The organism is Mesorhizobium sp. WSM4816 (assembly GCF_055811535.1).
The window spans coordinates 132,845-146,302 of the sequence record NZ_JBVVQR010000015.1 but is presented as its reverse complement, the minus strand read 5'-3'; the positions used below and the strand labels follow the sequence as shown (position 1 = coordinate 146,302).

The 13,458-nt window shown below is 58.7% G+C and carries 8 protein-coding genes and 1 pseudogene; 1 reads left to right on the top strand and 8 read right to left on the bottom strand.

Annotated elements, in window-relative coordinates:
- Positions 1-405 precede the first annotated feature (405 nt).
- Both hemN and AC0L3H_RS18015 read right to left on the bottom strand, forming a co-directional pair.
- Positions 406-1,758, bottom strand: a complete 1,353-nt coding sequence (gene hemN, locus AC0L3H_RS18020; protein ID WP_473586347.1) for an oxygen-independent coproporphyrinogen III oxidase — start codon at positions 1,756-1,758, stop codon at positions 406-408.
- A 202-nt stretch (positions 1,759-1,960) separates the two neighbouring features.
- Positions 1,961-2,428, bottom strand: a complete 468-nt coding sequence (locus AC0L3H_RS18015; RefSeq protein ID WP_065011147.1) for a Ros/MucR family transcriptional regulator — start codon at positions 2,426-2,428, stop codon at positions 1,961-1,963.
- A 539-nt stretch (positions 2,429-2,967) separates the two neighbouring features.
- Between AC0L3H_RS18015 and AC0L3H_RS18010 the strand changes: the two genes are divergently transcribed.
- Complete coding sequence (locus AC0L3H_RS18010; RefSeq protein WP_473586346.1) at positions 2,968-4,005, top strand: cytochrome-c peroxidase; 1,038 nt, start codon at positions 2,968-2,970, stop codon at positions 4,003-4,005.
- 221 nt (positions 4,006-4,226) lie between these two features.
- Here AC0L3H_RS18010 and tdh read toward each other — a convergent pair whose 3' ends face one another.
- The 6 genes and pseudogenes from tdh to metE form a co-directional block, all read right to left on the bottom strand.
- On the bottom strand, positions 4,227-5,279 hold the full coding sequence (gene tdh, locus AC0L3H_RS18005; RefSeq protein ID WP_473586345.1) for an L-threonine 3-dehydrogenase: 1,053 nt from the start codon (positions 5,277-5,279) through the stop codon (positions 4,227-4,229).
- 330 nt (positions 5,280-5,609) lie between these two features.
- Positions 5,610-7,766, bottom strand: coding sequence for a peptidase domain-containing ABC transporter (locus AC0L3H_RS18000; RefSeq protein WP_473586344.1), 2,157 nt, complete (start codon positions 7,764-7,766; stop codon positions 5,610-5,612).
- 32 nt (positions 7,767-7,798) lie between these two features.
- The gene (locus AC0L3H_RS17995; protein WP_473586343.1) at positions 7,799-8,884 is read right to left on the bottom strand and encodes an HlyD family secretion protein; all 1,086 of its coding nucleotides are present in this window, start codon (positions 8,882-8,884) and stop codon (positions 7,799-7,801) included.
- 89 nt (positions 8,885-8,973) lie between these two features.
- A complete protein-coding gene (locus tag AC0L3H_RS17990; protein ID WP_473586342.1) occupies positions 8,974-9,147 on the bottom strand; it encodes a hypothetical protein in 174 nt (57 codons plus the stop codon).
- Between the two features lie 450 nt (positions 9,148-9,597).
- A complete protein-coding gene (locus AC0L3H_RS17985; protein WP_473586341.1) occupies positions 9,598-9,993 on the bottom strand; it encodes a hypothetical protein in 396 nt (131 codons plus the stop codon).
- A 1,003-nt stretch (positions 9,994-10,996) separates the two neighbouring features.
- Positions 10,997-13,343 (bottom strand): annotated as a pseudogene (metE, locus tag AC0L3H_RS17980) (5-methyltetrahydropteroyltriglutamate--homocysteine S-methyltransferase).
- Positions 13,344-13,458 lie beyond the last annotated feature (115 nt).

The window sequence follows — 13,458 nt, the reverse complement described above, 5'->3', positions numbered from 1 at the left end:
TGCCATGGCCGCCCCTCGCCTCAGAGCAAGGGCCGTTCTCTCTCCAAAGCTTTTTGCAGAACCTTCAGGACACTATCTCTTATCACTGACGAACAAGGGGCTGCCGCATCGAACTTGATGCGATGTACACGTAATGCGCGAGCCATGGACGAGATAATCGCGCCGACGATCTTGTCGTTCCCGCCAGTTTCTTGCCTGCGAAACGGAGTATTCATAGGCACAGATGTCGACCGGCCGGGCAACTCACAAAACCAGTGACCGTTGTATGACTGTGACGCGTTGTGGGCGGCACGCTCGTCCATTCGGGAAGGTCCAACACTTCATCCGCGCAGGGGCGCCGTGACCGGGGCCTGCGGCATTTTTACGAGCGTGCCGTTTGGCACGAGCTTATCGCTTTGACGCCCCTCACGCTGCTTGGCTGTGCTTATGGGACAACCCGTCGAGAAAAGCATCGAATGCGGCCGCAACAGCGCGAATCACGAAGCGATGCTCTTGCCGGACCCGGATGAGACCGTTTTCGATGTCAACTACCCCGTCCTCGGCCAGCTTCGCCAGGCGTTCAGTTGAAGCGAGGAAGCGGATTGGATCGAATCCATAGGCCGCACAGATTGCCGGCACATCGGCCTCCAAATCGCACATCAGCCGCTCGATGATTGCGGCTCGCACGCGGTCTTCGTCTGTGAGCCGGTAGCCTTTTGACGTTGCCAGACGGCCCCCTGCTATGTGCCGGCTGTAGGACTCGTGTGTCACCTCGTTCTGGACGTAACCATCGCCGACCCGCCCGATAGCCGACGCGCCGAAACCGATCACGGTTTTGCAGGTGTCGGCCGAGTAACCCAGCGAGTTACGGCGTAGCCGACCGCGGGTCTGCGCGAGCGTAAGTTCGTCGTCCGGCAAGGCGAAATGGTCGAGGCCGATCTCTCGGTAGCCGGCCGCAACCAGCGTATCTGCCACGGCAGCAGCCTGTTCGGCGCGGGCGACGCTGTCCGGCAGAGCAGTCTTCTCGATCAGGCGCTGATTCTTGATCACCGATGGAATATGCGCGTAGCCGAACACCGCAAGCCGGTTGGGACGCATGGCGGCGGTTGCCGCCGCAGTCTGGACGCAGGACGCTACCGTCTGATTCGGGAGACCGAACATGAGATCGACGTTGATGCCGCTTACTCCATGCCGGCGCAGCTCTTCGACGGCAGCGGCCGTCTGCGCCTCGCTCTGGACCCGGTTGATCGCTTTCTGAACAATTGGATCAAAACTCTGCACCCCGAGACTCGCGCGGCTCACATTGGCTGCTCCCAGTGCCTCGGCGATCTCGCGCGTGAAAGTGCGCGGGTCAATTTCAACGGCGATCTTAGCGGGCTCCCTGAACACGAAGCGGCGGCGCAGGAGTTCAATCATGGCCAAGAATTCCGCTGCCCCGATCAGGGTCGGGGTTCCACCGCCGAAATGCACGTCGTCCACGACGAGCCTCTGCTGCACCTGCTCCGAGACCAAACGGATCTCGTCACGCAGAACGGCCACATAGTCGAGGATCGGACCCTGATTGCGGGCAATCGTGGTCGGAAAGCCGCAATACCAGCAAATCGATCGGCAGAACGGAATGTGGAGATAGAGCGACACCGGATCGTCAACCGGCAGACCTCTTAGCCATTCCTCATAGCTTTCGGCGCCGACCGCTGCGGAGAACTCCGGCACAGTCGGATAGATGGTGTACCAAGGCAGGAGAGCCTCGCGATGTTTTTTCAGGATAGAAGTCTGCAACAGTTTCCCTCCCAAGTTGATAACTGTCCTCCTTTTACCCCTGCGATCTCCTGTGTCTCTGCGCTATGTCAATTCCATTCCGCTTCGCGCCGTGTAATCACACCGCAAGGAAAAGGCGGGATTTGATCCCGCCTTTCGATGTTTCGCTCACATCATGCCGATCGAGCCGCCAGCCCCACAGCGGGTCTGGATGAGGAAGAAGTCACGCTGGTACCTTCTTTCTGGACCGCTTCTCCGGCGCCGAGACTTCAGGCTCTTTCGGTTTGCGGCCGAGTCCCATTGTCTTGGCCAACGCAGAGCGGGCAGCCGCATAGTTCGGCGCGACCATGGGATAGTCCGCCGGCAGACCCCATTTGGCGCGATATTCATTAGGGCTCAGCCCGTAATGGGTCGACAGATGACGCTTTAGCGATTTGAATTTCTTCCCATCCTCAAGGGAGACAATGTAGTCCGGCGTCACCGATTTTCTGATCGGGACCGCCGGCGTCAACACCGTCGGCTCTTGTGCCGAGACGCGACCGGCCGCCGTGCCCTTCAAAGCTTCGTGCACTTGGCCGATCAGGGCTGAAAGGTCCCCCACCGGAACGGGATTGTTGGAAACATAGGCTGAAACAACATCTGTGGTAAGCTGGATGAGGTTGTCGATGTTTTTGAAGTCTTCTTCTGGCATGAAACTCTCCGGTGGATTGGTCTGCGGAGCGTCGCTTCTAGTGGTGATTTCCGGTGAAAGCAACAAATGTCACGACAGGATTGTTCGTTGCTCGTCCAAGATTGAGGTCTATAGCACCACATCACGCGGTCGTGACACTGATCTGCCTGGTAGTCGCTGTCCCATAACTGCGCCAGTGTCCGCCTTTCCGTTCCGATCTCGTCCGTCTGAATTGCAGAGGGAAGACGCAGAAAGCTTGTAAACCATGAGCCGTGCACTCGATGGGGGCAGAAAAGCTTGCGCGTATGAAACAGGTTGGCGTTGCGGCAGCATGTGGCGACAGGCCACGGAACCGACCAAACCTCAGGCGAACAAACAGCGGTTGCGCGCGCCCACCAATGGAATCCGCCGTCGGGCGATGGATACACCGCAGTTACTGTTGCCGCCGCTCGATTGACTTGGTCGGCAGGCACGATTCCCTCGATCCGCTGATCTAGCGCAGGGCGTTCGCAAGCCGCATGTGGAGAATGGTTTCCGTGCACATCGTAAGGACTCCATTTATGAAAATTCTATTCCCTGCGGTGGCTGTCGCGCTTGTGGCAGCCACAGCTTTTGCTGCGCAGTCCATTCCGCCAGACCTCAGAGAAACGGCACTGGCCACCTTCAAGCCCTTGCCATTCACGCCGGCGCTCGCCAACAACCCGAGCACGCCCGAGAAGATTGCCCTCGGCAATGCACTGTTCTTCGATCCACGCCTCTCGTCCTCAGGCGTTTTCTCCTGCAACTCGTGCCACAACCTGGCCACTGGGGGCGACGACAATCGTGAAACTTCGATTGGCCATGGTTGGCAGAAGGGGCAGCGCAACGCGCCGACGGTGTTTAACTCTGTCTTCAACAAATCACAGTTTTGGGACGGTCGCGCCGAAGACCTGAAAGCTCAGGCCAAAGGGCCGATACAGGCCGGTGTCGAAATGGCCAACACACCGCATCGAGTGGTCGAGACGTTCAAATCGATGCCGCAATATGTGGAGTTGTTCCATTCAGCTTTCCCGGATGAGGCCAATCCCATCACCCTCGACAATCTAGTCAATGCACTCGCAGACTACGAGGCGACACTGGTCACGCCGGCCCCCTTCGACGCCTTCCTCAATGGCGATGAGACCGCCATCGGTCCCAAAGAGAAACAGGGCCTGGCCCTTTTTATCGAAAAGGGCTGCTCGTCCTGCCATTCCGGTGTCAATATTGGTGGGGAAGGCTATTATCCATTCGGCGTCGTTGAGAGGCCTAGCGCCGACATTCTGCCGGAGAACGACAAGGGACGATTTGCCGTCACCAATGTACCCGAGGATTCCTATGTTTTCCGCGTGCCGTCGCTGCGCAACGTAGCAATCACCGCGCCATACTTTCATTCGGGCAAGGTCTGGGACCTAGGCGAGGCGGTCGCTATCATGGGCACCACCCAGCTTGGCGAACAGCTAACGCAAATCGAAATCGATCAGCTGGTTGCCTTCCTTCATTCGCTGACCGGAAAGCGACCGGAGATCACATATCCCATCTTGCCAACTGAAACGCCCACAACACCTCGACCTCGATCCTAGGCATTGGGAAAACAAGGCGGTCGCGTCGGGGGCCAATGAGCATTCCTTGACCGATCTGGGAGAATGGCCACAAGCGCAGCCGTCCGATTGGGCCGTGATACGTCGCGGCACGATTGAGCGTCGCACGTTGGTTGCAGGAGCCACTGCCTTGCACCAGCGATGCCCCTCGCGGGGAGATCGACGGCAGCCAGGGTGGCGTTCCCGTCAGCACCTCCGCAAAGTCACATCGACCAGTCGCCCTGCCAGTCCATCACCACCTTGCCCGAGCTGCCGCTGCGCATCGCGTCGAAGCCTACTTGAAAATCATCAATTCCGATGCGGTGCGTGATCAGCCCACTGACATCGAGCGGACCCTGCACCAGCGCGATCATCTTGTACCAGGTCTCGAACATCTCGCGGCCATAGATGCCCTTGAGATGCAGCATCTTGAAGATGACCTTGTTCCAGTCGATCTCGAAGCCGGTCGGCGCAATGCCCAGAATGGCGATCTTGCCGCCATTGTTCATGGTGTCGATCATGTCGCGGAAGGCGGGTGCGGCACCCGACATTTCGAGGCCGACGTCAAAACCTTCGGTCATGCCGAGCGCCGGCATGACATCGCGCAGCTTTTCCTTCGACGCGTCGACCACATGCTGGACGCCGAGTTTTTTCGCCAGCGCCAGCCGCACCGGGTTGATGTCGGTGATGACCACCTTTCGCGCGCCGACGCACTGCGCCACCAGCGCACCCATGATGCCGATCGGTCCGGCGCCGGTGACCAGCACGTCCTCGCCGACGAGATCAAAGGACAGTGCGGTGTGGACCGCATTGCCCAGCGGATCGAAGATTGCGGCGATCTCGTCGGGCACATCGTCGGGGATCGGCACGACGTTGTGCTGCGGGATCGCCAGATATTCACCGAAGGCGCCCGGCCGGTTGACGCCGACGCCGAGCGTGTTGCGGCACAGATGCCCCCTGCCCGCCCGGCAATTGCGGCAGTGGCCGCAGACGATGTGGCCTTCGCCCGAAACACGCTGGCCGATCTTGTACTCGGTGACCGCCGCGCCGAAGTCGGCGACAGTGCCGACGAATTCGTGGCCGGTCACCATCGGCACCGGCACGGTCTTCTGCGCCCACTGGTCCCAATTGTAGATATGGACGTCGGTACCGCAGATCGCGGTCTTCTTGATCTTGATCAGAATGTCGTTCGGGCCGATTTCCGGCACCGGCACTTCTTCCATCCAGATGCCGGGTTCCGCCTTGGCCTTGACCAGCGCCTTCATCATGTTCGACATCAGAATCTCCTTACACGTAGGGTGGTGCGACCAACCGCTCGACCGCACGGACCGCCATATCGCCACCGTGCTTGCCGGCATCCTGAGCAGGGAGCGTGAGCGGGGCCACTTCCTCCCGCAGACCTGGCAGGCGCCTTCCCGAGCTGGTGAAGCTACCGGCAGGGCAGGAGGTTCACCGCTTCTACACAGCCTAGCGGGAGCCGATCTTCTTTGACCGCTCGACCGACGGGCGGTTCAGCGCTCCCGACGGCTCCGATGGCGTTCTGATGAGCCCACCAGCGCGAAGCCATGCTTGGTCGTGGGATTCTGCAATGTCCTCACCTGAAGCTGTTAGCTGGTTTCGGTTTGCACTCGCCACAAGCGAGCGTAAGCGCCTTCAGTTGCCACCAAATCAGCATGCCTTCCCTCCGCAACAACCCGCCCCTTGTCCAAGACCACTATTTTGTCGGCGCAACGGATGGTGCTGAGTCGATGAGAGATGATGACGATGGTTTTGCCGGCCCGACGCAGATCCTCAACCACTCGCAGGACAAACGCCTCGGCGACCGAGTCGAGAGAGGAGGTTGCTTCGTCGAGGATCAGGATCTCCGGATCCCGATACAGAGCCCGAGCCAACGCAAGGCGCTGCTTCTCGCCCCCGGAGAGGCGTACGCCGCTTTCGCCTAGATAGGCCTGGAAGCCACCGGGCCAGCGCTCGATCACCTCCTGCAGCCCTGTTTGATCGCAGATTTGGAGGATCTTTTCGACGTCTGGCTCGAACTCGCCAAGGGCGATGTTGTCGATCACCGAGCCCGAGAACACGTCGACCGATTGCGGCACCGCAGCCACAACCTTGCGCAGGGATACGGTCGACAGGTCCTGGAGGGCATAGCGGCCTATCCGTATGTGTCCACCCTCAAGCGGGTAGACATTCTGCAGCAGCGCTGCAAGGGTGCTCTTGCCCGAGCCGCTTTCCCCCACCACCGCTGTCATTTCCCCCCGACGGAAGGTGACGCTAAGATCCTGGAAAAGCTCGAGCTGGCTACCATGGCGGAACGTGACCTTCTCCAGGTGGATGTCGCCAATGTCGGATTTGTTGGCATTGATGCCGCCACCGCTTTCCGGCTCCAGGTCGAAGATCTCGAACAGGCGATCCGCCGCGATAAAAGCATCCTGAACGATCCGGTTGGTCTGGATCAGACTGGCAACCGGCCGGGTGACATAGCCCAGCAAGGTGTAGCAGGACAGTAATTCGCCGGGCGTGATGGTTTGATCGAGGGCAAGCGTCGTTCCGAACCACAGCAGCACGATGGTGAATAGAGTTGCGAGGAAAGTCGAGCTACTGTCTCCAAAGATCGAGATCAGGCCGGAGCTGTAGACGGAATGCAGCATCTTGATGAAGCGGGTCTCCACCTTGAAGTTCGCGAAGCTCTCCATGCCGGAGATCTTGATCGTGGAGACAGCTCCGAGTGACTCCACCAGTTGCGTTTCAAGTTCGGCAGCGTTCTCCATCATGGCGCGCTGTCGATTCCTGTGCAGCCGGTTGATGGTCCAATAGACGGAGAGGTACAACGGGATGGAGGCCGCCACGACCAACGCGATCTTCCACGAGTAGATGAACATCAGCCCTAACGAGAACAGTATCATTAGCACGTCGACGAACATGTTGATCGAGACGTCGTTCAGGAAGCTCCTGATCTTCACCGCGTCGTTCATGCGGGAAATGATTTCGCCCATGCGCATCGTGTCGAAGAACTTCTGAGGCAGGCTTAGGATGTGATTGTAATAGCCAAGGATTAGGTGAACGTCGATTTTCTGTCCCGTTTGCAGGACGAGCAGGTTTCTGAGGAGATTGATTACGACCTGTACAACCAAGATCAGCAGCATGGCGACGCTCATCAGGTTGAGCAGATTTCGGTTGCCCGCTGTAATCACATGATCGACGATCTTCTGGACGTAAATGGCCGTCGAGAGGCCGAGGATCGTCGTCACCAGGGCCCCCGCGAGAGCCTGCGCCATCGCCGCCTTGTGTGGCGCAAGCAGACGTACGAAACGACCTAGGGGTGAGCTGGTCTCGTCGCGGCGCTTGAAGGTGTCTGCCGGAACCAGGAGCACCAGGGCGCCAGTCCATTGCTTTTTGAATTCCTCGTGCGCCAGCTTGCGGATTTCACCATAGGCTGGGTCCATGACGATGACCCACCTGGCATTGATCGCCTGGATTACGACGAAGTGATGCAGGACCTCGTTGACGATTACGTGCGCGATGGCGGGCTTGGGGATCTTGTATAGGCTGTCGAAGCCACCCTTTACCCCCTTGGCAACGAAGCCCAGCTTCCGAGCCGCTTCTATGAGGCCCAGCACAGTCGTGCCGGAGCGGCCGGTCGAGGCATACTGGCGGATACGCGACAATGGCAGCTTGTAGCCATAGAAGGCCGCGACAGATGCAAGGCTGGCGGCCCCGCAATCCGTGATGTCGCGCTGCTTGAACTTGATGACCTTGCTCGACATGGCAGCTCGCTGATTGTTTGGAAAATGAAGGATCAGTGGCTCGCCAGGAGCGGATTGAGCCAATCGTCGACCTCGCTGTACAGGAGTTCCAGGACAGTGCGGTCGCCCAGGAGGAAGCGAGCCCGGACGGTCATGCCCTTCTTCAGGTTACCGATGACCCCGTGCTTGAGGGCGAGATGGCGGCGAGAGAGCGCGCAGCGGACCTTGAAGGCCGGGGTCCCGTCGTGCAGGGTGAAGTCGTGCGCCACGTCGAGCACCGTCGCGTCAATGACACCCCATTGATTGTAGTTGAAGGCATCCACTTGGAGACGCACCGACTGGCCCGGGCGCACAAAGCCGATGTCGTTGGGGGAAACGAAGATTTCCGCCACCAGTTCACCATCCGGCGAAACCCAAGCGACGGTTTGCCCGGCCTGGACGTAGCTGCTGGAATTGAGGCCCGAGAATTGCTCGAGAGCGCCTGATACGGGGGCTCGAATGCGGGTCAGGTCCCGTTCGCTCTCAAGCTGATGCAAGGCGGCCGTGAGTTCCTCAAGGCGCAGGTTAACGTCGAATAGCTGCTGGTTCCATTCGGCGAATTTGCGCCGGGCGAGGATCTCGCCCTGGATCTCAACGTTCTGAAGTGCGAAGGCTTTTTCTTCAACGGCCTTTGCCGGTGCTACAGCAGCGGAGAGCAGTCGTTTAGCACGCTCGAGTTCCGCAGCCGCATTACCGCGAGCATACTGGTTCTCCCGCAGCAGGTTGAGGAAATGGGCGCGCTCGGCCGTGGCTGACTCGGTCAAGAGGTGGATCGGGTCCTTGGCTTGCGTGCCGGAGGAGATCAGGGTTTCTAGGTCACTGGCAAAATCGCTCTTCGCGCGAATATCGCCTTTAAGCGCCCTGAGCTTTTCCTCAACCACCCCATCATCGAGGGCGAGGATCTCTTGCCCCTGAGCAACCAGATCGTTTTCGGCGGCAAGGATGCGGGAGATGCGTCCGGAGACCGGCGCCACCAGGGGCGTCTTCTCGACGGTGGGTCGAATAATACCGGCACTTTGGAATGATGCCGTTACTGTGATGAAAGGCAGAGAGACCAGCGCCGCAGCCACAGAGAGCAAAATAATATTGTAGATGATCAAAGATCTACCTGATCCTCGAGAAAGGATGCTCTCTGAAGTGCAGTTGGCGAATTCAGAAATGAGTGAGATGTTGATCACGGTCTCGCTGGTCACAATGATGTTGATCTATGATGTTGCCAATCATCCACCATGTCTTCGGCGCGTACTACACCAACGAATCCTACAGCAGAAACTGAGGCTATGAACCAAAAACCACCGGAAGTTGATGATCCCGCTTCTCGGGTTAACTCGGTCAAGCCGTATACTGATATGTCGATATCCATTGTTTTCCTTTTCAAAAACATTCAATGATGAATGTCGGCGATCTTCTGCCGATCGGCAGCACTCCCCCCGCGCCTAAGACGGCAATACCCATGCCGACTACAAGAATAGAGGCCAAAAAGGCGTTCTGTAGCGTATTCCAAACCCAACTGAGAGTGCGTCGGCCGTACATCACGCATACGACAAACCAGGCGACCTCTGCCTGGAGGTGACCGAGGTCAACCCCAGGCGGCGCGAATATTATGGATCTTCTTAATGGTGCTTAATATATGTTATCACGGCTGCTATACCCAGTGCTATCGCAGCAACTCCGCCAAATACTGCCGACGCCAGCCAGAACCACCCTCCGGACGTTGCACATGCTTCTTCGCGCGTTAACTCGGTCACACCATAGGCTTGCATATTGGTCTTCATTTTTTCTCCTCTCTTAGAGCTTTAAATGTAAGGGTGAATCAGTGATTTGGGTCGGCGACTTTTGCCCCTATGCTTACAGCTGCAAGGCCGAACGTCCCCAAAATCGCGAAAGCTATTGCCCAAAACATCCCTCCCGAAATTGCAGATGCTTCTTCGGGAGCCAATTCGGTCACACCATAAGCTGACATTTCCGCCTTCATTTGTTTTCTCCTTTCCCAGAGCTCAAAATAATACGATGAATCAGTAATGCACGCTCGGCGGCGTGTGCCGCCGTACAACGACAACATCAAGAGTCGTGCCAACTGCACAGGAAGCTCAGGAACAGCGCTTATGCTTTTTTGTTTCGGCGGCTTAATTGAGAGCGCGGCGGCACGCCGGGCCGGACTCACCGCGTCGCAGACGCGGCAAACCTGCCAACAGCCAATAATGACCAACGATCATCCTGATCGTCGGGAGAGGATGCGCCCGGCGGTGTAGCAGGCTGTTTGAAGAGTATAAAACGCTGAGAGGAGGCTCGGTGTCGACCTGTGTGCGATGTCTGTGTTAATTCGTATTAAGCTGAAAACATCACTGAGCGGGATGCCAACCGTTCTTTATACCACGTATAATGACGCATATTGACGCCGCGATTCCTCCTGCCAAAAGGAGTATACTTGCAATTGGCGCAATTATCAATGGGAGTACAAATCCCCCAGACGTTAAAGTTGTTTCTTCAGAAGTTAATTCGGTAACACCATAGGCCGAGATATCGGTCGTCATTGTTGGCCCCTTCTAGTGCTGAATAAGAGCATGAATCAGCGATGCCGGTCGGACGCGTATGCCGCCATACCACTAGACCATCAAGAGTCGTGCCAACTGGGTAGGAAGCGCCTCAGAAAAACTGTTCTGCACGTTATCAATGGCTTCACTGAAAGCGCGGCGACACGCCGGGCCGAACATCGCCGTGTCGCTAACTCGACAAACCCGACAGTAGGGGCCAACCCAGGGTGCGTCGGTCTCCTTAGGTTGGCGCTGAGGCCCGGGTTCGTACGTCGGGCCGCGACCGGGACATCCATTGTGCAACCGAAGCTACGTCATCGAAGCGACGAGTCCGGCTGTAACGGACTCGACTGGATCGGCCGCTATCTCGATGGTGCCGGTGCTCAGGCGGCATCCTCAAGCGTTGCCCCTCGGTGAAATGTCTGTTGGCCGCTGGCGCCTGTGAGAGCTGCAGCTCATGGACAAAGCCGTCTTCCTTTCATTTCGTGGCGAAATCATCCGTCCTTCGGACGACCAGAAGCGGCTTCCCAGATCTGCCCCGCCGCTCAGCCGTCCAGCGGGCCTTCGGCTGGACGACAAGGGTGGGACTCGCACGCGTCGACCGACTTGCGCGCGGCTTTCGATGGCGTCCTTTCTGCCTTAAATATCCGCGAAGCCCGCGGGTCACATGTTTGCCCGTCACAGTGGCTCAGCGGCCTGCGCCTGCACTTTCTCCCGCAGCGCGCGTGCTGCAGCGACCATGTTGATAAGGGCAGGGCGGACCTCCTCCCATTTCCTTGTTTTGAGGCCACAGTCCGGATTCACCCACAATTGGCCGTCCGACAGTCGCTCGCGGGCAAGTTGGGCGAGATGCAATATCTCGCCGATCTCCGGGACACGTGGTGAGTGAATGTCGTAGACGCCAGGACCGATTTCGTTCGGATATTTGGACTTGGTGAAGGCGTCTAGCAGTTCCATTTTGGAGCGCGACGTCTCTATCGAGATTACGTCCGCGTCCAGTTCAGCGATCGAGTCGATGATCTCATTGAACTCCGAATAGCACATATGGGTGTGAATTTGGGTCGCGTCCTCTACCCCCGTTGAAGCGAGACGGAAGCATTCGACTGCCCAGCCGAGATAATGTTTCCAATCGGACTTCCGCAGGGGCAAGCCTTCGCGAAACGCGGCCTCATCGATCTGGATCACCCTTGCGCCAGCTATTTCAAGGTCGGCCACTTCATCGCGGATGGCGAGTGCGATCTGGCGGCAGGCCTCGGCGCGGGGTACGTCGTCGCGAACATAAGACCAGTTAAGAATCGTCACTGGGCCTGTGAGCATGCCCTTCACCGGCTTTTTCGTCAGCGACTGGGCAAATTTGCCACCAGAGAACCGTCATCGGATTAGGCCGCGATACGTCGCCGAAGATGATGGGAGGGCGCACGAGCCGGGAGCCGTAACTTTGCACCCCGCCATGCTGGGTGAAGGCGAGGCCGGACAGCTGCTCGCCGAAATGCTGGACCATGTCGTTTCGTTCGAACTCGCCATGTACCAGCACGTCCAGCCCGATCTCTTCCTGCCAGCGGACCGCCGCCTCGGTCTCTTTCTTCAGGAAGGCCTGGTAATCGACATAGCTCAGCCGGCCCTTCGCATGAGCGGAGCGCGCCCTGCGCACCTCGGGCGTCTGCGGGAAGGACCCGATCGTCGTCGTCGGGAACGGCGGCAGGCCGAGCGTGTCAGCCTGGATTCTCGAGCGCTTGGCAAATGCGCTCTTTCGTTGCTTCATGGCGCCGTCAATGCTGATAACCCGCCGATGGACGAGCGGATCATGGACCTTTCCAGACATTGCGCGCGCCGCGGCCGCCTCGGCAGAAGCTTTCAGTGCGCCTGCTACGGCCTCCCTGCCTTCGGATAAGGCTTGGGCCAGCACAAGCAGCTCTTCACTCTTCTAGGCGGCGAATGCCAGCCACGAACCGACATCCACATCGAGCGCGGTCTCCATCCGCAGGTCCATCGGCACATGAAGCATCGAGCAGGAAGGCGCAATCTCGACGCGATCCAGCGGCCAGCCGGCAACGATCGGCTTGATGCGGTCGAGAATGGCAGCCAGGTTCGCGCGCCAGACATTGCGGCCGTCGATCAAGCCAAGTGAGAGCACCAGATCCTTCGGTGCAAGCCGACCAACCGTCTCCAACTGCTCGGGAGCGCGCACGAGGTCGAGATGCAGGCCCGCCAGGCCCAGCGAAAGCGCGGTCTCGAGATTGTTTCCCAGCGGCCCGAAATAGGTCGCCAGCATAATTTTCAACTTGGGCGCGGCTTTCGACAGCTGGCCGTACGTGAATTCGAAGGCAGATCGTTCGTTCGGGCTAAGGTCGAGCACAAGCGCCGGCTCATCAATCTGCACCCAGTCGGCCCCCGAGAGCTCCAGCCTCCGCAGGAGTTGCTCGTAGACGGGCAGCAGCCGCGGTAGGAGCGCTATGGGATTGAAGCCCTGGTCAGGAGACTTTGCCAGCTTGAGGAAGGTGACCGGTCCAAGGATGACCGGGCGTGTATGGATGCCGAGCTCTTTTGCCTCCAGAAAGTGATCGACTGGTTTCGTCGACGAGAGGGCGAATGTCTGATCGTCGCCCAGCTCCGGCACGATGTAGTGGTAGTTCGTGTCGAACCATTTGGTCATTTCCATTGCGGTTACGCGCTGCCCCTGAACTGCATGCCCGTGACCGGCGTGTCCACAACCCGCAGTATCGCCTTGCGTCCCGCGCGCCATCGCGAAGTAAATGTCGAGCGGGACCTCGCCGCCCGTCCAGCCGTAACGAGCTGGCACGACGCCGAGCATTGCTGCGGTGTCGAGCACATGGTCATACAGTGAGAAGTCGTTCGACGGGATCTTCGACACGCCGCGATCGTGCTGCTCGCTCCAGCTGGCGGCGCGGAGTGCCTTCGCCGTCGCGAGAAGGTTGGCAGCAGAAGATTTTCCGGACCAGTAGCTTTCAAGCGCGAATTTCAGTTCTCGCCGGCGACCGATACGCGGCATGCCAAGCGTTGCTATGGGAACTTGCTGGGAGACATTCATTCCATACCCCGATGCTTGGAGCGGGGACAAGGAAGGCGCTAGCAGGCCGGCATGAACACCGAGCTGCCGCGGCCACCAGACACCCCGCCCG